The sequence below is a fragment of the Desulfogranum marinum genome (assembly GCF_963675105.2).
GTDB lineage: Bacteria > Desulfobacterota > Desulfobulbia > Desulfobulbales > Desulfobulbaceae > Desulfogranum > Desulfogranum marinum.
In genome coordinates this window covers 1,235,886-1,256,858 of sequence record NZ_CAXXRO010000004.1, presented here as the reverse complement: position 1 = coordinate 1,256,858, position 20,973 = coordinate 1,235,886, and the positions used below count along the sequence as shown (strand labels likewise).

At 44.6% G+C, this 20,973-nt stretch carries 20 protein-coding genes and 1 tRNA gene; 9 read left to right on the top strand and 12 right to left on the bottom strand.

Features of this window, described 5'->3' with window-relative positions; translation table 11 throughout:
- The first annotated feature begins 233 nt into the window (after positions 1 to 233).
- Genes ACHZCY_RS14360 through mgtE form a run of 3 tightly spaced genes read left to right on the top strand, consistent with a single transcriptional unit; the run spans position 234 to position 3,675 of the window.
- Positions 234 to 830 carry a DUF2179 domain-containing protein gene (locus tag ACHZCY_RS14360; protein WP_319549370.1) on the top strand — a complete coding sequence of 199 codons (597 nt, stop codon included), beginning with the start codon at positions 234 to 236 and terminating at the stop codon, positions 828 to 830.
- Between the two features lie 22 nt (positions 831 to 852).
- Entirely contained in the window at positions 853 to 2,286 is a 1,434-nt protein-coding gene (locus tag ACHZCY_RS14355) for a diadenylate cyclase (protein WP_319549369.1), read from the top strand.
- 60 nt (positions 2,287 to 2,346) lie between these two features.
- The gene (gene mgtE, locus ACHZCY_RS14350) at positions 2,347 to 3,675 is read left to right on the top strand and encodes a magnesium transporter (RefSeq protein ID WP_319549368.1); all 1,329 of its coding nucleotides are present in this window, start codon (positions 2,347 to 2,349) and stop codon (positions 3,673 to 3,675) included.
- A gap of 74 nt (positions 3,676 to 3,749) precedes the next feature.
- Here the strand turns inward: mgtE and ACHZCY_RS14345 are convergent, their stop codons facing one another.
- On the bottom strand, positions 3,750 to 3,953 hold the full coding sequence (locus tag ACHZCY_RS14345; protein ID WP_319549367.1) for a hypothetical protein: 204 nt from the start codon (positions 3,951 to 3,953) through the stop codon (positions 3,750 to 3,752).
- A gap of 461 nt (positions 3,954 to 4,414) precedes the next feature.
- Between ACHZCY_RS14345 and ACHZCY_RS14340 the strand changes: the two genes are divergently transcribed.
- Positions 4,415 to 5,485 carry a tyrosine-type recombinase/integrase gene (locus ACHZCY_RS14340; protein WP_319549366.1) on the top strand — a complete coding sequence of 357 codons (1,071 nt, stop codon included), beginning with the start codon at positions 4,415 to 4,417 and terminating at the stop codon, positions 5,483 to 5,485.
- Between the two features lie 191 nt (positions 5,486 to 5,676).
- Here the strand turns inward: ACHZCY_RS14340 and istB are convergent, their stop codons facing one another.
- From istB to ACHZCY_RS14320, 4 genes are all read right to left on the bottom strand, one after another.
- Positions 5,677 to 6,405, bottom strand: a complete 729-nt coding sequence (istB, locus tag ACHZCY_RS14335; protein WP_319549145.1) for an IS21-like element helper ATPase IstB — start codon at positions 6,403 to 6,405, stop codon at positions 5,677 to 5,679.
- The gene (istA, locus tag ACHZCY_RS14330) at positions 6,398 to 7,873 is read right to left on the bottom strand and encodes an IS21 family transposase (RefSeq protein ID WP_319549144.1); all 1,476 of its coding nucleotides are present in this window, start codon (positions 7,871 to 7,873) and stop codon (positions 6,398 to 6,400) included. The genes istB and istA overlap by 8 nt, the downstream gene beginning before the upstream one ends.
- Positions 7,870 to 8,274, bottom strand: coding sequence for a hypothetical protein (locus ACHZCY_RS14325; protein ID WP_319548962.1), 405 nt, complete (start codon positions 8,272 to 8,274; stop codon positions 7,870 to 7,872). The genes istA and ACHZCY_RS14325 overlap by 4 nt, the downstream gene beginning before the upstream one ends.
- A gap of 74 nt (positions 8,275 to 8,348) precedes the next feature.
- Complete coding sequence (locus tag ACHZCY_RS14320) at positions 8,349 to 8,732, bottom strand: hypothetical protein (RefSeq protein ID WP_319548963.1); 384 nt, start codon at positions 8,730 to 8,732, stop codon at positions 8,349 to 8,351.
- 330 nt (positions 8,733 to 9,062) lie between these two features.
- On the opposite strand from ACHZCY_RS14320, the gene ACHZCY_RS14315 reads away from it, so the two are divergent.
- Positions 9,063 to 10,352, top strand: a complete 1,290-nt coding sequence (locus ACHZCY_RS14315; RefSeq protein ID WP_319549365.1) for a hypothetical protein — start codon at positions 9,063 to 9,065, stop codon at positions 10,350 to 10,352.
- Between the two features lie 883 nt (positions 10,353 to 11,235).
- Positions 11,236 to 11,808 (top strand): hypothetical protein, encoded by a 573-nt coding sequence (locus ACHZCY_RS14310; RefSeq protein ID WP_319549364.1) that lies wholly within the window; start codon positions 11,236 to 11,238, stop codon positions 11,806 to 11,808.
- Positions 11,809 to 11,973: 165 nt separating this feature from the next.
- On the opposite strand, the gene ACHZCY_RS14305 is transcribed toward ACHZCY_RS14310, so the two are convergent.
- The 6 genes from ACHZCY_RS14305 to ACHZCY_RS14280 form a co-directional block, all read right to left on the bottom strand.
- Positions 11,974 to 12,366, bottom strand: a complete 393-nt coding sequence (locus ACHZCY_RS14305) for a M48 family metallopeptidase (RefSeq protein WP_319549363.1) — start codon at positions 12,364 to 12,366, stop codon at positions 11,974 to 11,976.
- Positions 12,326 to 12,670 carry a YgjP-like metallopeptidase domain-containing protein gene (locus ACHZCY_RS14300; protein ID WP_319549362.1) on the bottom strand — a complete coding sequence of 115 codons (345 nt, stop codon included), beginning with the start codon at positions 12,668 to 12,670 and terminating at the stop codon, positions 12,326 to 12,328. The genes ACHZCY_RS14305 and ACHZCY_RS14300 overlap by 41 nt, the downstream gene beginning before the upstream one ends.
- Complete coding sequence (locus tag ACHZCY_RS14295) at positions 12,667 to 12,843, bottom strand: hypothetical protein (protein WP_319549361.1); 177 nt, start codon at positions 12,841 to 12,843, stop codon at positions 12,667 to 12,669. Before ACHZCY_RS14295 ends, ACHZCY_RS14300 begins: the two co-directional genes overlap by 4 nt.
- Before the next feature lie 528 nt (positions 12,844 to 13,371).
- Complete coding sequence (locus ACHZCY_RS14290) at positions 13,372 to 13,959, bottom strand: hypothetical protein (protein ID WP_319549360.1); 588 nt, start codon at positions 13,957 to 13,959, stop codon at positions 13,372 to 13,374.
- A 501-nt stretch (positions 13,960 to 14,460) separates the two neighbouring features.
- Positions 14,461 to 14,536, bottom strand: a tRNA-Phe gene (locus ACHZCY_RS14285).
- Between the two features lie 63 nt (positions 14,537 to 14,599).
- Positions 14,600 to 15,370 carry a hypothetical protein gene (locus tag ACHZCY_RS14280; RefSeq protein ID WP_319549359.1) on the bottom strand — a complete coding sequence of 257 codons (771 nt, stop codon included), beginning with the start codon at positions 15,368 to 15,370 and terminating at the stop codon, positions 14,600 to 14,602.
- A 268-nt stretch (positions 15,371 to 15,638) separates the two neighbouring features.
- Between ACHZCY_RS14280 and ACHZCY_RS14275 the strand changes: the two genes are divergently transcribed.
- Positions 15,639 to 16,529 carry a response regulator gene (locus tag ACHZCY_RS14275; protein WP_319549358.1) on the top strand — a complete coding sequence of 297 codons (891 nt, stop codon included), beginning with the start codon at positions 15,639 to 15,641 and terminating at the stop codon, positions 16,527 to 16,529.
- Between the two features lie 811 nt (positions 16,530 to 17,340).
- On the top strand, positions 17,341 to 18,315 hold the full coding sequence (locus ACHZCY_RS14270) for a vitamin K epoxide reductase family protein (RefSeq protein WP_319549357.1): 975 nt from the start codon (positions 17,341 to 17,343) through the stop codon (positions 18,313 to 18,315).
- An 18-nt stretch (positions 18,316 to 18,333) separates the two neighbouring features.
- Here the strand turns inward: ACHZCY_RS14270 and ACHZCY_RS14265 are convergent, their stop codons facing one another.
- Positions 18,334 to 19,617 carry an O-acetylhomoserine aminocarboxypropyltransferase/cysteine synthase family protein gene (locus tag ACHZCY_RS14265; protein WP_205222076.1) on the bottom strand — a complete coding sequence of 428 codons (1,284 nt, stop codon included), beginning with the start codon at positions 19,615 to 19,617 and terminating at the stop codon, positions 18,334 to 18,336.
- Between the two features lie 328 nt (positions 19,618 to 19,945).
- Here ACHZCY_RS14265 and ACHZCY_RS14260 point away from each other — a divergent pair, with 328 nt between their 5' ends.
- Positions 19,946 to 20,944, top strand: a complete 999-nt coding sequence (locus tag ACHZCY_RS14260) for a BMP family protein (protein WP_319549356.1) — start codon at positions 19,946 to 19,948, stop codon at positions 20,942 to 20,944.
- Positions 20,945 to 20,973: the final 29 nt, after the last annotated feature.

The following is a 20,973-nucleotide window of genomic DNA, read 5'->3' as shown; positions in this document are numbered from 1 at the left end:
CGCCCATTTACATTCTTTCCTGCAAAGTATCACTACTTTCAGCAAAAAATACACATTTTCCTCTTTCACTTTGCAAAAGGTATAAAATCGCTTGGTTGCATTCGATTTCCTTTATATTTGATGCTGTGGTTGTTTTTTTCATTTACATTGGTTCAAGCCAACCAATAGTTGTAGACGGCGTATCGCCAGCATCAAAAAAATATATGTAACCATTCAAACAACATGGAAAACTAATGACATTCCCCGTTCTTGCTGACTTCCTCTCAATACTGGATCCGGCAGTTTTTTTAACAGGTTTAGCTGTATTTGCTGCCCGTATCTTTGATGTTTCCATAGGTACGGTTCGCACCATAGTAACGGTACAAGGGAAAACCACCCTGGCATTTTTCCTTGCAGTGTTTGAGGTTACTATATGGATATCGGTCGTCAGTACAGTTATCCATCAAGTACAAACCATGCCTGTTCTCGTCATTTTCTATTCTCTTGGGTATGCTACGGGAAATGTTGTGGGAATACTGGTTGAACGAAGACTGGCCTTTGGGATGATTATTTTAAAAGTTTTTAGTTTAAAAAAAGGCAGTGTGTTAGCTCAGGAATTTCGCGCAGTAGGTCAGCCGGTTACGGTTTTTCACGGAGAAGGTATGAAAGGACCTGTTCAAGAGCTTTATATTGCCTGTCGACGAAGGGACTTAAAGTGGATGATTCCGAAAGTTTACGAGCTGGATGCCGATGCTTTTTATGTGGTTGAACAAGCACGCGATGTTAACAAAGTCCTTAAGCCTGTCCTCACCCCGTTAGGTGGATGGAGACAGCGACACAATCGAAAATAGCAACAACATTTATAACATTAACATGACTATTCTTAATGCGTTTCTTGATCAGCTTATGTCTTGGCAGGCTGTGCTTGATATTGGGCTCATCTCTGCCGGTTTATTTTTTTTGTATCGAACACTCACTAAGCTTGGAACGTGGAAAATTTTTCTCGGTATTTGTTCTGCTTTCTTGTTTTTTGTTATCGCCAGCGTGTTGAATCTTGAAGGAGTTGAATGGATATTTCGAAACATCAGCCATGTAGCACTCCTTGCGCTCATCGTTATCTTTCAACCGGAATTAAGAAAGATCTTTGAAAAGATTGTTTTGATATACGGACATAAAAAAAAGATTCGTGTCAATAGCGACATAGAAACGCTTGCAGCCAGCCTGTGGAAGATGGCACAAGATCATTGCGGTGCACTTGTTGTGATACCCGGTCAAGAGGCCATCAACGACAAAATTTCAGGTGGTTATACTTTAAATGCAGACGTAAGCATGCCACTTGTCCTCTCTATTTTTGATCACCATTCTCCCGGCCATGATGGCGCGTTAATTTTTGAAAACAACGAGCTCGTTCGATTCGGCGTCCGTCTTCCAATCTCTGAGTCTGGGAGGCTTGGCAATGATTATGGCACCAGGCATCATGCAGCAATGGGGTTAGCTGAGCAGTCAGATGCACTCGCACTTGTGGTCTCTGAAGAACGAGGTAGGGTCTCGCTTTGTTCAAACGGCAGAATGAGAGGGCTTGAGTCCATCAAGGAAATCGTCGCTGCCATCAATACACACTATCGAAGGTATGGCTTTGCCGAAAAACAGAAGGGAGGATTTTTAAATCGAGCGGTAGTTGCCCAAATAGCGGTCTGTGTTGCAATTGCCTCTATCTTCTGGTCGTCTCTGGTCGTCGTTAATCAACAAATAGTAGAAAGAGTCATAACAGTACCTGTCGAATATGCCTCACCTAAACCAGGTTTTGTTTTAGCTGGAGAAAAAATTGATGAGGTCAAAATACATTTAACAGGTACAAAATCAGATTTAGACAACTTATCGGTTGCAAAAACGAGCGTCAACGTCAACTTAAGCGAAATAAATGAAGGCGCACAATCAGTCTTAATAACGAAGAATAATTTACGGTTACCGCGAAACATCACTTTACTTGACGCAGTACCTGCCAGCCTGGAAGTCACTTTAGTCGGCATAGTGCAGAAGACGGTCCCTGTGGTTCCTCAACTCATCGGCAAACTACCAGAAGGAAAACAATTAAAAATTGTCAAAGTAGAACCGGAAACCGTTCAAATACTTGCCCCTCCTGATCAAAACGGCAATAAAACAGTGAATGTTTCGACGACTCCCATATATCTTAATTCTATCGACTCTTCAACTTCACTTTATTGTAAGATTATCGCTCCTCCATCAATGCAGCCGGTTGATAAAAAATGGCCGGATATTGTGATTACGTTTGAGATTGAAGAGTAACGGGCTACATATTTTACATATTTCTTTCAATCTATTTTACGACTACACCATGTGACAATAATGACTGATAACGAATACCAATCAAGTGAGATAGTACTATTTACTGCCAAATTAGTCGAAAACGACATAGCAGAGTCAGTTAAAATCATTGAGGAATTACCAAAACAAACTTCTTCTCAAGTATTAAAGGCATTACCTGCCGCAACCAAAGCAAAAATACTCAAGCGATTACAAGTAAGTTATTCAGCCTCACTCCTCGAACAGAACGAGCCGGAATTAATCCAGACAATTCTTTACTCCGTAGAACCTCGTCAAGCCGCATCAATCGTCATGCATCTGTCTCCATTGGCTCGCGAGCAACTTAAACCGTATATCACCGGTAAATTGGCTGACGAAATCAGAGACATATTGACATATCCGGAGGGAAGTGTCGGCAGGTATATGTCGTCTAATATCATAATGTTAAAAGAAGATATTAAAGCTGAAAAAGCCATAAGACAAATCAGAAAATTATTTGCGGGAAACAGTACCGCCTCCTCTTATGTATACGTCGTCAATGAGGAGGACGTCCTCGCAGGTGTTTTAAACATGCGAGACCTTATGCTGGCCGAGCCGGACAGCCTATTAAAAAATATTATTAAAACCGATGTGTTTACTATTCATTGCTTCACGGACAGAGAAGAAGCAGCCAGAGAAATGTCTAAGCGAAAATATTTCGCTGTACCCATTGTCGATAGCGAAAATCACTTACTGGGTACTATAAAAGCAGAAAACATGCTTCGCGGGGTAAAAGAAGATGTAACCAAAGACATGCAGACGATGTTTGGTGTTGGCAAGGATGAGAGAGTCTTTTCTCCCATTGGTTTTGCGCTTAAAAAAAGACTGTTGTGGTTAAATGTCAACCTTGTTACCGCGTTTTTAGCTGCAGGCGTTGTCGCACTATTTGAAGATATTATCGCCAGACTCACCATTTTAGCTGTATTCCTCCCTGTTATTGCAGGCCAGGGAGGAAATGCCGGTGCGCAGTCTCTTGCTGTTGTAATGCGTGGCCTTGTGATGAGAGAAATCCCGCAAAATAAAGTGACGACATTAATTTTAAAGGAAACAAAAATAGGTTTACTCAATGGATTGGTGATTGGGCTAATCACTGCACTCATAGCCTATGTCCTGTACGGAAACGGTTGGTTTGGGCTGGTGATCGGATTAGGAATGGTCATAAATCTTATCATCGCCGGTTTAGCAGGAAGCTCTACTCCACTTATCATGAAAAAAATGGGCATTGACCCTGCACAGAGTTCAAGCATTATTCTCACTACAGTGACTGATGTAATGGGCTTCTTGGCATTCCTAGGCTTGGCTGTTATTTTTCAGGATTACCTTATACAATGATTTGAAGCATGAGCAGTGACAAAAGGAGGCCAAGGGATAGATATACTGTTTCCGGAACTCTCACTGGCCGATGATCATGGGGAATAATATGCTGACGATTTTGACTCAAAAGTCAAACGGCAGTTACAGACAGGCATAAAGCCATCATAATAATACCCATTAAACTTGGCTGAACCTATTTCAGCATCGATAATGGCCTCATTAACGCCAATCTCAAACGGACAAAGGGAACAACGATAGTTGTACTCTTCTGGCGGTGGCCCGAACGGTATGTCCATTTGTCTCTCCAAACCACTCCTTCAATCCATACTTATCCTGCTTAATTTCTTCTTCCTCGTCAAAGATGTATCCACAACTCGGGTGCCAAAAAAAGGGGCCAGGACTATTTATATTGATTACTCATTACCAGAAAGCAAGCATCCTTGAGTTAGCAAAACACGAAAAAGAATAAGTTGTAGAGGAGTTGCACTGCACAAAACGAGAACAAAATAAAAAAGGGTTAAGCCAAAAATGACTTAACCCTTTGATATAACTGGTGCCGGGACCAGGATTTGAACCAGGGACACACGGATTTTCAGTCCTTACCGGACGCTAGCGCGTCTAGCTCTACCGACTGAGACGCTACTCCTAACAGCTTGTATTCATGCAACTTACAAGCAAACAACCAGCCTCATTCAGCACATTCCAATACCCATATCTAGCAACGAGTTTACACTATGTTTACACCAGGAGCTGTGATATGGCGATCTATTCAAGATGCGTTCAATGCAAAAGAGATCAGAAGGTTACAAGCAAGACCTGCAATAACTGCGGTGCAATCTTAGGGCAAAGGTACTCAGTTAAGGTTCGAGATGCACACACAAAGAAGTGGAAGACCAAACAGGTTAGCTCACTGTCCCTAGCCAAAAAGGTAGAAGCTAAATTTAAAGTACAGATGCTGGAAGGAAAACTGTTTGATCAAAGGAAACCTAATGAATTCAGCTTTAGTAAGTACCTTGATTACGCCAAGCAGCACAAGAAGAGCTGGAAGGACGACCAGAGCAGGTGGAGCCTGTATATTGCAGGGAAGGGTCACGACAGTAACCAGGGTATTCAGCAGATCCTGAGCGACATGCAGCACCTCAGTCCAGCTACGAGAAGACATGCGTTCACCCTGATCAGAAGAGTATACAACTGGCATATCCAACAAGGACTATGGCATCAGGAGAACCCCGTCAAAGGCATAAAGCTTCCAAGGTTTGATAATAGAGTGAGTAACATCTTGAATCAGGAACAACTCAAAACCTTTGTTGAGCACCTTAACCAGTGGGAAAACAGGAGAGCTGCATTGGCCATTCTATTTGCTATCTATACAGGGAGAAGAAAAGGTGAGATTATGGGGCTTGAATGGCAGGACATCTCTTATGATCTCCAGTTCATTACATGCAGAAATACTAAGAACGGTGAGACCATGAGCTTTCCTTTAAACTCCAGTGCCATTACTGTTCTCAGGGAAGCGAGGAGCCTTAAAGAAAGCTCTGAGTTTGTCTTCTGTTCGTCTACTGGTGACTATTATTACAATGGCCTCTCATTGGCCTGGAATCGCCTCAGGAAGCGATTAAAACGGGAAGGCACCCTTGATGTCACATCAATAAGATTTCATGACCTGAGGCACACATACGCCTCTCATTTGGCCTCCTCTGGACAGGTAGATATCTATACCCTCAAGACTTTGCTAGGGCACAAGGACATAGCGTTAACGGAGAGGTACAGTCATCTGAGTAACGAAAGGTTAAAGAAATCAACTGAGGTGCTGGACAGTATACTTTAAAGTGCTATAATCCATAAGGAATCAGGGGCTCCTCTACGGTTCGTAGGGGAGCTTGTAATCAGCGGAACAAAAACCCACCAAAAACAGCGATTAAAAATCAGCCACAACAACGGCTGGTCGCAGCTGTGCGTTTCAGAATGATGTCTTGACGACATTTCCTCCATAGTATCCAGAAGTTGTATTTTTACTCCTTATGCTCTTTTGCGATAGCTTTTCCCCTCCATGACAAGGATCTCCGAGTTATAGACAAGACGGTCGGCTATTGCTGTGGCCACGGTGGTACTGTCAAAAATGGTTCCCCATTGTGCGAATGGCAGATTGGTCGTTATGATGGTGGACTTCTGCTCATGCCGGGCACTGATAACCTGGAAAAACAAATTTGAACCCTGTTGGCCAAGCGGGAGATAACCTATCTCGTCACAGACAAGTAGATCCGGATTTTGATACGTTTTGAGTTTACTCAGCAAGGTATTGTTTTCCTGGGCGGCGACCAGTTGATTGATCATGTCCATTGCCGAGGTGAACAGAGTTTTTATGCCAGCCTGGGTGGATGCGTAGGCAATAGTCTTGGCCAACAGACTTTTACCGACACCGGGGTTGCCGATCAGTATGATATCCATTTTGCGGTGAATAAACTCGAGGTCGATCATGCCAAGGATAACTGCCTTCTGTTTCTTGCGGGAAGGATGGTGATCAAAGTTAAACTGATCGATGGTGGGTTGTTCGGTAAGCTTCGACTGTTTAAAGCAGCGCAGGATCTTTCCCTGGCGGCGTTTTTCGATCTCCAAGTCGAGCAACCTGTGAATGGTTTGCAAAGTCGAAAGATTTTTCTGCGCTCCCTGTTCCAGTAGTTCTCCGATATTTTCAGCACAGTGTGTGAGACGCAGTACCTTGAATTTCTTTTTTATCTCGTCAACCATTGTTTGATCTCCTCTTGAGGGCGATAGCGTCGTATTCGGCCAAAGCCGGAGTTGTGAGCCTGATTGCATTAAGGTCCTCCTGTTTGAGCCGTACCGGCAGATGAGTGCTGGTCGGAGTCATCTCCTGATAGAGGATATTGCGGACGTAATCAGCACCGATGACATTTTTCTCCAATGACTTTTTCAATCCGTAGATAAGGGAACTGTCTCCGAACTCATCGCGCAGTATCAGGAGGGCTGCGATATTTTTTCTGATTGGCAGGCGCAGTGAGTTCAAGCGCTCGAGATACTGGAGCGCCACCTCTCCCAAAGAGAGGAAGACCACTACCTGTCGATCTTGAAGCAGCCGTTTTTTGATTTTTTTCACCTGTTCCCGATGACCTGGCACTTCGATTCGCTGCTGTCTTTCCCAGCAGCGGCTGTGGCAGGCGATGAGTTTTTCTTTGAGATAGATTGAGATGAGAGAGTTGTCTGCCTTGAGGGTGACCTGTTTGCCGATGGCCCATGGCGGTACGGAATAAACATTGGTGTCAAAGCGCACACCGAAGTCTTTATGCACCTTGAGAGATGCAGTCTGTCGACAGTCAGGTAAGGGCTCAGGAAGTGGACGCAGGTTATGCAACCGGTCAATCGGCCGTTGAGATGTGGTAGCGTGCTTCCTAACGTTGGCTACAGTGTCCAGCCATTGATGCACCTGGTCCTGAACATCACTCAAGCTGCTGAATTCCCGCAGAGGCCAGAAATTGGTACGCAGGTATTTGATCGCATTCTCTACTTTCCCTTTTTCGTAAGGCGACCGAATTGTACAGGCATGCGGAAGGATGCCGAACTTGCTGAGAAACACGAGGAAAGCCTCATTGAAACGAACCACAGAGCCGACTCGCTCGGTCACTGCGGTGAGCATATTATCGACCACGATTTCTCTTGAAGTGCCGCCAAAGTAGGTGAATGCTTCCAGCAAACCTTGATGCAGATATTCCTGCTTCTGACTGTGGGAGAAATAGACGTAGAGCATACGACTGTAACCTTCAACCACCGCAAGGGCATACAGTTTTCTATGCCCGGCGCCATAGCTCAGGGAGGGGAAGTGGCCCCAGTCAATCTGTACCTGCTCACCTGGTTCGGATTCATAGCGGATGAACGGTTGGCGCTGAGCCTGCTGCCCCCGCAATTGTCTGAGCAAGGCCCTGACAATGGTGATCTCGCCAGTGAACCCATTCTCCCGTATTTTCCGCAGTACTACCGGTGCCTTGATGTCCGGGCAGCTATCCACCATTTCACCTATCATTTCGCGATAAGGGTCGAGTTTGGATTTTTTGGCAGTCCTCTCGGCAGGCATCGGTCTGTCGTCCTGCAGATATTTCGCCACGGTCTGCCGGTCGAGTTGCAGTTGTCTGGCAATGCTGCGTTGGGAAAACCCCTCTTTTTTAAGCTGCAGGATTTCAAGTGCCGTTCGCCTGCTGATCATGTCCTTCCCTCCTTGAATTGCCGAACAAGCTGATGGATGGTTGCCGGATCTTCCCGTCGCATATCTTCCTCATTCTGGAGTAACCGCGTTTGGTGTACAGGTTCAGGCGGAAGGGAAAGCACCTGGAATAAGGTGCCGTCAAAGGCCAACAGGTTTTTGCTGAGGAGCCCGTCCCGGGCAAGAATGTATTCATCGACATTGATGGTTAGCAGGGTGCAGATTTTGTCGTAGGAATAAAAAGACAGCCCCTGCCGGTCAGCCACCATGACCAGAAAAAAATAGAGCAGCAGCTCTTGATGAGAGAGGCTGCTCCAGAAACCATGGCGGAGAAAACGGTGCTCGATAAAGGCAAAGCTGCCGCTGATTGTCCTGACACGTTCAATAATAAGTGGATTTCGCATGATAGACCTCCGTTTTTCACTACGATATCGCATGTATTACCGGAAGACTATCGAGTCCTTCTTTGCAAGATCGCCTATATCGCTGTTGTTGGGACTATTTTTACAGCTAACGCGTCCATCTTTGCAAGATTCCCGCTGTCGGCAGAAATGAAATATGTCATTGATGTATCGTTTAAAAGGCTTTCTAACGTATCCATCTTTGCAAGATTCTCCTTCACCGGGACTGACTGGCGCGCGGCCTTGTCCCGTACCCGTTGCAGTTTTCGGTTTTGCTCGCAATAATTCGGATTTTTTTGACGATACTGTTGCCAATAGAAGGGATTTTTCCTCTGCCAGGCCCGCTGGCTCTCGCATTTGTTGGCCCGGTGATCTGGATCGGTCTGCTGTTTTTCTCTTTGCCATTTGCTCTTTCTTGCTCGCTGACAAGCCTTGGCTCCACAATACTTCTGGTTATGCACTCTTGGGTTCCTTGGTAGAATCCTTCTGCAACAGACGCATCGAAATGTGCAAGTCTTCACTCTCTCCTCCGCGGGTTGAGGGATGTGCACGTCGAAAAAAAGAAAAAGAAGAAACTACAAAGGAAAAAATAGAAGAAAAGACACCTGATATGCATCAGGATTGGATGAAAAACGTAAGAAAATGAAGAAGGAGATTATCTGTGGCTGGATTTCAACCGATGATGGTGTCGACTTTTAAACCGCTGATTTTGGTTGGGAAGTAAATCGCTGGTACCAGGGAGCTTTCATTGTTTGTAGAGTATCACAGGAATTAATAGCGAGACCATCCAGATGAACCAGACCAGTCCTGTCACTATCATTGATGCTATCATGGGGGAAGGCAAGAGTACATATGCCATCAAGAAGATCAATGATAACCCAAGTCAAAAATACATCATCCTGACCCCATTGAACTCTGAAGTCACCAGATATAAAGAAGGAATCTCAGCAGACTATGACGGTCTTAGGAATAATGTTGTTGCTTTGGATGAAGATAAGAGCGAGAGTAAATCCTACAGGTTCATGGAAGCTCTAAGGGATGGCAAGACGATCATTGCAACCCACAGCCTCTTCAACGATCACCTAGACAACCATTGCATTCAAGAGATCGCTCAGGATGGAGAGTATGAGCTGATTCTCGATGAAACCATGACGATGGTTACTGAGAAGATAATCAGCGAACCAGATGTCAACTCACTGATAACCAGCGAATGGATTGAGGTGACTCCCACCGATATCGATGGGCTTGATATCATGAAGGTGACTGAGAAGGGAACTGATTACCATGGAGCCCATAAGCTATTCATGAATGCTGTGGATTCAAGACGAGTCTACAGGATCAATAAAACCACAGTGATCTTCATTGTTCCTCCAGGTAGACTGACAGCGTTTAAGCAGGTGAACATCCTAACGTATCTGTTTGATGGCTCAAAGACTCATGGATGGCTAAAGCTATTCAAGCTCGATATTAATCACCTGAAGTTGTTGCGTGATGGCTCTGGCCATAGGGTTGAACAGCATGATTTGAAGTACTCAGGCAATAGCTTTAAAGGCTGCATAAAGATCTTCAATGATACTAAGCTTAACAAGGTAGGTGAAAAGACTAGAGGGGGGCGAGAGTATCCCTTAAGCCATAGGTGGTATGATAAGAAGCGTAAAGGATATAGGAAGGGAGACAGGAGCCCGTTGGATACCCTGAGGAAGAACGTTTTGAACTATTACAAGAACAAAACCAGGGCTAAACAGGAGGATATTCTATGGACATGCCCCAAGGATTATCAAGAGCTTCTATCTGATAGGTACTTCGATCCTACTGGTATCAACACTTGGTTAGCTTCTAATACTAGGGCCACTAATGATTATGCTGACAGGAGTATCCTTGCCTATCTTGTAGATGTTCACCAGAGACCAAGTATAACGGACTTCTTCAGTCAACATGGGATCAAGATCAATGCAGAGAGATATGCATTATCCACCCTGATTCAGTGGATCTGGAGATCTGCCATTAGGAAGGGAGGAAGTGTTACGATCTACCTGCCATCCAAGAGAATGCGTGGAGTACTTGAGGAGTGGCTCAAATAGAGTGAAGATTTCCTCAGAACAAAACCTGTTCTAGAATTGAAATAAAATCCCTTTATAACAATAGCTTACGTGCCACAACCGTATACAATAAAGGACACTAGTGAACCCACAGCTACTCTCTTATACATAGCGACCAAAACTCTCTCAAGTGCAGATAATTAGCTTTTTGAGACTAAAGGCAGGCTACGTGTGAAAAGCTGATCAAGACAACGCCTTAGGGTCTTAAATGAGAGGCTGAAGTACTAAACAATACTAAGTACTAAACAATACTTTAGGTGTATAAGTTCTAAGTACATATAAGAACATTAAATGAGAGGCTGAAGTACTAAACAATACTAAGTACTAAACAATACTTTAGGTGTATAAGTTCTAAGTACATATAAGAACATTAAATGAGAGGCTGAAGTACTAAACAATACTTTATATGCACACAGTATACAGTAATAGATTGTTTACACCTTGCTCTGCATATCCGGCAGTTATGCTTCTCATCATCTCCAGCACCTGAGGTTATCTTAAAGCTTAATAAAAGAAAGCTTGTACCCTCACCAGAGGATATGAAGAGTCCTAAACCAACACATGATCAACTGGTGGAGTTAACCCAAGAACTAGTATTTCCGATGAATGTAAGAAGCAAAGAGTCCTCAGTATATATATCAAAGCTAACCTCCGCTCTCCTTGATCTCTATTACTCTGGGAATGCAGGGTCTGCACTGGAACTACTCAACATGGTATGGACTGAGGGGCAGGTGATAATGTTAGTTGGCGATGAGATAGACAGAGAGAAGTACTTGAGTATGCTACACGGGAAGATCAAAGGTTCACCATACTTTCAAAGCTGGATGCTATATCCAGAATGTTCAAAATGTCGGGGATGCAGGTTATGGAACTGAATGAATCACTTTGGACAAAGCATCAGTACGATATTCTAGATAGCTTCATCTACAATATAGCATACTGGAAATGTTCCAGAGAAGCCTACTGCAAGCTCCATGGTATACGAAGTGAGTTATGGTTAAGAACTATTGATAACTACCTTTTAAGAGGAATCACCGACTGGTGCATGATCTTTGGTGTTGATTCCAACGAAATCCATTGGAAGAGAGTTGTGCCTGACGCTATAGGCCAAAAAGAGTTTCGTGGCAAGCTTTTATCTGCCCTGAGACTGGACAGGACAGCATGGGATAAATACTGGAGCCAGATGACGACCTTTAGGAATGATTACACAGCTCATAGGCAAATAAAGCCAGCACACCCAACTGTTCCCTATATGGAGCATGCCTTACAAGCTGCTATACTATACGATGAATGGATCAGAGAGAAGTTGAATGAACTCAATGTCGTGATGTTTGATGAGCCAAAGCTTAAGGATCGCTATGACTGGCTAATGAGGACATCTAAGGAGCCTTTTACGAAGATGATCCCCGAAGGTCTGGATGTGAACTGGTTTACGTAGGCTCAACACCCCTGTACACCAACAGTCCCATGAAGCTTTAACCCATACCCCCAAGGCAAACAGAACAAACAGAAAGCCCCCCACCCGATATCCATAGAATAGAGCACCACAAAGTGGCACAACAATCTCCCCTTACTGACTCTGGAGCCATTAAGCTGTAGAATCCTAGCCCCTCAAACCTCTACCATTAACCTTCAACCATTCCTTCCTTTCTGCATAGTCAGGCAGTATCGTTCCCAGTAGCCTCCAGAACTTCTTGGAGTGGTCTTGGTGAACCAGATGACACAGCTCATGAACTACCACGTAATCAACTATTGAGTGAGGAGCTATAATCACCTTCCAGTTATAGTAAATCCTTCCATCACTGTGACATCCTCCCCACCTGCTCTTGTACTCCTTAACACCTACAGAGGCAGGAGAAACACCAAGCTGCTTAGCATACCTGTTGGTCTTCTCTTTCAGCCTTACAAGAGCATGCCCTCTATACCAGTGACTCAGTTGGTCCCTCACAAGCTTATCATGCAGGTCCCCCCTTAATACTTGAGGGGATATAGACATAGAACCTACCGCTGGACAGCTTCACACTCCCACTACCATCAACTACCTTGAGCCTGTAGTTCCTCCCAAGGTAAGCGAATGACTCACCAGAGACATACTGCTTCTCTTTGTCCTTCTTCTTTATCTCTCTGAAGTGGTCTAGCTTTCTTCTAATCCACTGCCTCTTACGCTCCACCAGCTCAGTTACCTTCTGCTCTGAGAGTGTAGCAGGTACTATGACCTGAACAGTACAGTCAGGCTTCACAGAGATCGATGCCGTCTTCCTTCGTGGTCTCCTGATTACTCGATACTCAAAGCTAGTCATCTCTTAAACTTCACCCTAGCCAACTCCATGAACCTGCCAATCACGGTCTTCCTCAGCTCTTTATCAGAACCAAAGGAGGTATCCAGGAGTCCATGTTTAATCTTCCTCTTCATAGCCTTGACCTCATCATGCTTCTTGAAGAAGTCTATAATAACAGATGCCTCATCCAGCATCTCTACCAGCTTCTTGGTTAACCCTATAATCTCCTGGTGAGTATTCTCTGCTAGTGCCTCATGCCCCTCTCGAGTGCATACAGCTTCATTAAGGATACCTTGGAAAGCATACTCTGTCTCGGTCAGCCCTAGTTCCTCAGCACTAGCTTTTCTATCGGCTTCTATGGTATCCCTGAAGTATCCCTGAAGATGAGCAGTTGCTCAACGAGCTTTTCCCAGTGTTCCCCATGCTGCTTGAGGAGTGACTTCAACCATCCTGATTTGGACAGGTCGACTCGCGAGGTAACGAGAACAGACTTTGTGCACCATGCTTATCAAGGGTTAAATCGTGTGCAGTGTAGGAGGATTGTAGGGTCAGATGTGAATGATTATAATTTTATTATATCTTGCTTCAGCAGCTTACAGCGCTCACAATCCGGTTCTAAGATAATCACATTGCCTAAAACAACAACTACAACAGGGGATATGGAGAGGACTGACAGGAGTAGTTCAACAATAGCCTGCATCTCTATTCCGAACCTATATCTCTCACGGAGTGTAGTAACCTGTTAGACTACTACTTGTGCTTTCATCCCAGTTTTGGTCTTTAGTTTTAACCTCTATGGTACCCGTCAATCTGCTGGAATTACTCCACTCGAAAACAAATCGTTCATCGAGAGTAGAGAAACCATAGTTAGTAAAAACATACATCTCAGCACCAAAGAGATTTGCCCCATGACCATAAGTCCTAACCCTATTACTGTATACATCGGTACCGTAAATCTGGAAGTAACCTGATTGATCAATCTCTGTGAGCGTATTGATATCAAAATGGTAGTACTCGTTCCAGTTCAGGCCAAACATATTGTAGGTAAAATGGATATCTCCTGCTAGTTTAGCCATTAGTGCTTGACTAGCACTCATGTTTTGGTGACACTCTTGACGCCACCAATAACCTCCAATCACTTCACAGCTTCCTATGCCCTTGCATAAACCAAGATGGTCTAAGCTACACTCATGCTTGCCATTAATAGCGGGTAGAAATGTCGCCCATGGAAATTCTTTTACTTCAGCAAGAGCTGAGCTACTAAACATTAAAGACAATATCGTAATTGCTGTATTAATTAATGACCTCACGGAGTATCCTCAGAATAATATTGTATTAATATGCTATTAGTGCACATAGTGTGAGACTCTCAAGTTGCACAATGGTAATTCAAAAGATTAACAGAGAGCATGAAGGGTTAATACCTCTACATACCGGGGATGTCTAGAAGTTTTAGCTCCTGCACCCCATGGCTAACAGAAAGCCCCACCCGATACCTACAGAATCACTGCCATAAAGTGATATGAAGTCTGACTCTGGAGTCACTAAGCCAACCTGCTACTACCTTGTAGAGTAACATAGGAAGGAAGTGGGATGCCTAGGCTCTGCCTTATCCATTGGTAGAGAGAGAACGATCAGGTAGGATGACTAACAAAGGGGGTGATGAAGAGGTAGAGCTACAAAAAGTTTACACTATGTTTACACCAGGAGGATATGGGTAACTGAAGAGTGCACTTGAGGAGTAACTTGAGAGGAAAGGTCTAAACGTAAAAAAGGAGTCAAATCGTAACGATAAGACTCCTTAATACTAATGGTGCCGGGACCAGGATTTGAACCAGGGACACACGGATTTTCAGTCCGTTGCTCTACCGACTGAGCTATCCCGGCACCGCAATGTTGAGGCCACTTATTTATCAGAAATAGCAGGCCCCTGTCAACTGTTTTTTTGATCTATTGTTCATCTTCGGTAAACAATTCTCCGAGGTCAACATCGAAGTTATCAAGAGCAGTACCTGTTTTCAGGGACTTAGTTGAAGTTTTACTGATCTTGGCCGTATCCATTTTATCCAAGTCCAGTTCATCTAAAAGCAGATCCTCCAACCCGAACGCTTCTTTTTCTTGGCCTATCCCGGTATCTGGTTCTACCTTATCGACAGCCAGCTCCTCCAAGCCTTCCAGAGCAGCAGGCGCAGGCTCGAGATCGGACTGCGTAACAGAAGTTTCTCCACTGGGCGGTCCTAGATCCGAGATATCCAAATCACCGAAATCGATAGTTGGCGCTGCCATCTCTTCCGGTTTATCCTGTTCTTTCTCCCCTAAAGAAAATTCTTCCAGAGGTGCAGCCTCCTCTAGATCATCCAAATCCAAGATTATTTCATCATTCTCATCGATTTCAGGTTCATCGCTATCAAGGACAATGTCATCAAGATTAAGTACCAACTCTTCGTCATCCTGTGACGTATCACTCCCCGCCGCTACAGTATCATCAACTGCTTCCATGGGAGGAAAATCGAAGTCATCGTTGTATTCATCCGCTTGATCGATCACCTCCGTCTCAGGCACATCTGGTTCTACAGGGGCCTCAAAACGTAAAAAGCTAGGAACAGCCGTATCGAACACGGTGCCATTGAGCCCACTTTCAGCCTGATTGACCGACTTATGACATTTCTTACATGTTTCCAAGTGATCAAAAGAAATATAGCCGCATTTTGAACAACGCATAATCTTGCCTTTTTATTAAGAAAACAACACGGCCCCACATATACATGGAGCTCGCTTTCATTCCACTTGTGCATTATCGCACAAGAAATAAGTTAAAATCAAGCGACGATGACATTTTCTTTCTTTTTTATTGCTTCACAAGGCAAATTTACAATTGCACCTTGCATCCCCTCCTCTGTAGCCTATAATTATTCCAATATAGGCAACACTACGTTATTTATATATTTTCAATATGCAAACACCTACGACGCCACCCAAGTGGAAAAACATGTCGCCATCTACCATCCTTGCAGTGGATGACAACCCCTCCACACTGCACATGCTGGCTTCTATTCTTAAAAGTGAACAGTACCATGTGCTCACAGCCGCTGACGGTATCGAGGCCATGGAGGCTTTGCAACAACACGGCCAGAATATAGATACCATCCTCCTCGATCGTATGATGCCGAATATGGATGGCATGGAGGTCACCAAACAGGTATTGAAAAATCCAACCCTGAAATATATTCCTATTATCATGCAAACAGCAGCTGATAAGCCGGAAGAGATTATTGAAGGCATCAAGGCGGGCGTTTTTTATTATCTGACCAAACCCATAGAACGGAACATGCTGTTGTCCATCATTGCTTCTGCAATAAAAGAAACACGACAACGCAAGGTACTTGAAGCGGAAATGCGCCGCCACAAAATAAGCTTCGGCCTGGTGGACGTCCTTAGAGGTCGCTGCCGTACTCTTGATGAAGCGGAAAGCATGTCTTCCTTTCTTGCTAACTGCTTTCCCGATGCTGAACGTGCTCTTACCGGTATTTCAGAACTCCTCTTCAATGCTGTTGAACATGGCAATCTTGGCATCAGTTATGAAGAAAAAACAGATCTTATAAATAAAAACATCTGGAGAGAGGAGGTTGAACGCCGCCTTGATCTACCGGAATATGCTGAAAAAACAATAACGGTGTTTTTTGAAAAACGGGAAACCACCTATTATTTGCAAGTTACTGATCAAGGTAAGGGGTTTAACTGGAAAGACTTTATGGGATTTGACGCCTCACGTGCTTCGCACAACCATGGGCGTGGCATTGCGATGGCCAAAATTATCGCCTTTGACCGGCTCACATATAATGATGAGGGCAATCAGGTTACTGCGGTTATGAAAAAATAGGCTCCGACTTTTGATAATTGCTGAAGCTAGCCCATTCCACGTACAGGAAACTCACAACCTGAATTGCCTTTAGGTTTCTCAACTACACATCTGATACCTACACTTACCCTTACATCATGAAAAGAGAGAAAGAACGTAGCACAAAGACCTTTATCGACATCAGCTGTTGAAATAGATCTACCGAGGGCGGTAGATATACCAGAATCAAAACCTGTTGCAAAGCTACAAGCGAACTTTGCGACGAACAGTCTACAGAAGCACAACATATTGACTTTATTTAATAAAAACATGCATCGATTGAAGCAATTGAAAAATCGACCACCAAAGAAGAAAAAACATCACAAATAGCACGACAAACCAACCTGATCAAGCTGATGTCAGATGCAGGAATCCAGTGACAACCTGTACAAATTACAATAATATAGTACGATTATCCTAAAGGTTGGTTATTCTATGCGAGCTGCTTGTAAAATAACCACCATAAGTTATGCACTGATACGATCAATATCTCTCTCAACTCAATGATGAAATTCCGAACGTGTGCATTTTTGCCATTTTTTTCGTCATTATACTGCCCATATCTTCCAGGGCAGATACAAGCTTTTCAGCTACAGATATTTCCCTTTTCATGCAGCCAGCCAAAGGGTTCGCCAACTACCACCTTTTCCAAGCCTCTCAAAGAGAGGCACCCAATCGGTTGGCAGCTCTGTACCGGCAATTTGCCTGGGAGCTTGGCACACCGTTTCCAATACCAGAATTGAGAATTTTTTTAATCAAAACTAACACTTACCCCTGTTCCCTATAGATTACCATGTACTATTCCCGACCCAAACCATTTTTAAAAAAACTCGGATTCCTCGCCCTTTTTGCAAGCATTATAGTCCTGGTGCAAATTTGCATTATCCTTACCCAGGGTGACCCACTTTGCTTAAATCAAGGATGCGAAATCGTAGAGCAATTGAACAAGGTTCCGCCGCTGTTTTTTAATCTCGCCGGTTTTGTATTTTTCCTGATTATTTACTGGGGAGTACGGATGACTAACAGGGGGGCCTCCTCTGCACGTGCGCTGGTACTTGTGCTGCTCACCGCAGGAATGGGTGCAGAGGCCGTACTTGTAGGTTTCCAATACCTTATAGCCTGCACATTTTGCTCTTATTGCCTCTTCATCTGCGCCTGTATCTTCCTGCTGAATATACTTGCCGGATGGCGACAAGCTTTACGCGGGCTGGTTGTCTTTTGCGCTGTGGCTGCCGCTTTTTTCAGCCTCGACTTCCGTGCACCAGCAGAGCAAAATCTTTCTTACCAGGATGGTATTATAGCAACACGGCAAGGAACCCAGGCCGAACCTCAACTCCATCTTTTCTTTTCCTCAACCTGCAGCCACTGCGAAAATATTATCCAGCTGCTTGCTCCCCAAGAAAATCTGACAGTGGCCCTGCATCCCATAGATGCGGTTGAGGCCATCGACATGCCGGGGATCAAACAATCAGCGACCTATTCCACTGCTGCCAATCGAAATTTTCTGGCATCACTTGGCATCAATGAAGTACCGGTTTTGCTGCTGGAAGAAAATGAGCAATATTCCGTTTATCAGGGTGAGCGTATAATTCAACAACAAATCAATAAACTGACCATGCCCCAGGGAAAGGAAGAGAGCAAGGAAGAGCAAAATCTATCACAAACCAGTTCCCAAGATGCAGGACTAGATATGAGCAGTGACGGTTGCTCGGTGGAAGAAAATTGTGAAGACGGGACAGATCTTATTCCGTCATTATCTGCCCCGTGAAGAAACAGCAGGAAATGATTACACTGCCTGCAACGCCTGGTCTAGATCCCAAAAAATGTCTTCGATATCCTCCAGGCCAATGCTGAGTCGAACCATATCAGGCTGTACACCTGCCTGGATTAACTCTTCAGCCTCAAGCTGGGAATGGGTTGTGCTTGCAGGATGAATGGCAAGACTTTTTGCATCCCCCACATTGGCAACGTGGCTAAACAAACAAAGATTATCAATAAATTTCTGGCCTGCTTCCGCACCGCCTTTAATGCCAAAGGTCAGGATAGCCCCAGCTCCTTGGGGTAGATACTTTTGCACCCGCTCATGGCTTGGATGAGAGGTGAGCCCGGGATACGAAACCCAGGCAACCTTTTCATGCTGCTCGAGATATTTTGCAGTCTTGAGAGTATTAGCCACATGTTTTTCCATGCGCAAACTCAACGTCTCTACCCCCTGGGTAGTCAACCAGCTGTTAAAAGGTGCCTGGGACGCACCAATATCTCGCAATATCTGTACTCTGGCTTTTAATATAAAAGCTGCTGACCCCAAATCGGAATAGACAAGCCCATGATATGACGGGTCTGGTTCAGTGAAATTAGCAAACCTACCGCTGGTCCAATCAAAATTACCGCCATCAACCAGCATTCCCCCGATGCTTGTCCCATGTCCGTTTAAAAACTTGGTGGTACTGTGCGTTACAATATTTGCTCCCCACTCTAATGGTCGGCACAAGTAGGGTGTTGCCAGCGTGTTATCGATCGCAAGTGGAACATTGGCAGCAGCAGCGATTTTCGCTACCTCTACAAACGGAAACACGGTCAAACCTGGATTTCCCAGCGTTTCGCCATATATTAATTTAGTATTGGGCTGGATAGCTTTGGCAAATGCATCGGGATCTTCAGGATCTGCAAAGCTGACTTCTATTCCCAGACGAGGCAGAGTGTAATGCAACTGGTTGTAAGTACCGCCGTAAAGACTACTGCTGCTGACAATATGATCACCACTGCTACAGAGAGTCAAAAACAACATGGTCTGCGCTCCATGCCCACTGCTTGCCGCCAACGCGCCGACGCCTCCCTCAAGATCAGCGAGACGCTGCTCCAGCACGTCAGTGGTAGGGTTCATGATCCGTGTATATATGTTGCCGAACTCCTTCAGCGCAAAAAGATTTGCAGCGTGTTGGGTATTTTTAAAGGTATAAGAGGTCGTCTGGTAAAGAGGGACGGCTCTGCTTCCGGTCGCCTCATCGGCCACCTGTCCTGCATGAAGCTGACGGGTATTAAACCCAAACTGTCGTGAGGTATTTTTCATACATTTCTCCGCTATGAAATAGAAATTTCCTAGATGCTGATAAAAACAATACGTTTCTCTCAACACCTGTCAAGTGTAATGGAGAGCACCTTCACTCCAGACGTTCTCCCTGGAGAAATCGGCACAATGTGAGACAAAATGTTTTTGGAAAATTCGCTCCGCAACCGACTGTTACTCAATCTTTTGTCGATACCACAAAGTATATTTCACTTCAGCAACATGAAATAATTAACGGGAGTGCATCTTTTTTCATTAAGCGCGCCCCTAAAAATGAAAAATTTGCTACAATCCCAACTTCAATCTAAAAATACAATCAAGGAGCCCCATCATGAAACACCCCCCTTTTTTGAGGACTGTCCTTATCGCTCTCTTCTGCACACTAATTATGGTGCCGTGGCCGGCCATGGCAAAAAAAATTAAGGTTGCCGGTATCTACACCCAACCTATCCAGCAAAAATGGGATGCCTGTCTGCACAAGGCACTGACCAAGATCGCCGAGGGTGGTACTATTGAATATGTTTATTCTGAAAAAGTAGCCAACACCGATTACATCAGGGTTCTGCGAGAATATTCAGAATCCGGGGTAGATCTCATCATTGGCGAGGCTTTTGGTATTTCCAGGGATGTTCGGAAAGTTGCGGACGATTATCCCAAGATTGCCTACCTCATGGGAGACTCCTTTGGTCCCTACGGAAGCAACATGGCCGTCTTTGACAACTATATTCACGAACCTTGCTACCTGATGGGTATGATTGCCGGCAAGATGACGAAAACCAACAAAATCGGTATGGTAGGCGGCTATCCCATCGGTGAGGTTAACCGGCTGTTCAACGCTTTTATGGAAGGTGCCAAAGCAGTAAATCCGGCAGCACAATTCAAAGTCTCTTTCATCGGCGCCTGGTACGATCCCCCCAAGGCTAAAGAATTTGCCTATGCGCAGATAGAATCCGGAGTAGATATCCTCTACGCAGAACGCGCCGGTGTGGTTGATGCAGCACGTGAAAAGAACATTATCGCTTTTGGCAATGTCAACGACATGAACAAAGAGGAAAACGGAACCGATGTGGTCGTTACCTCTGCTCTTTGGAATATGGAACCGGCTATTGCCCATGCCATTGAGAGGGTAAAAGCGGGTACTTTTACTGCTGAAGATTATCGAGAATGGACCATGATGGCCAAAGGCGGCGCCTCTCTTGCTCCTTTCTATGAGTTTGAATCGAAAATTGATGCAGACGTTCTGAAAAAGGTTGAGCAAAATGCAGCCGCGATAAAAACAGGGCAACTGACTATTACCATCAATGACAAAGAACCGAAATCAACCTTCTGATTCTACCGTTTCAGGCCATGGCGTTTTTT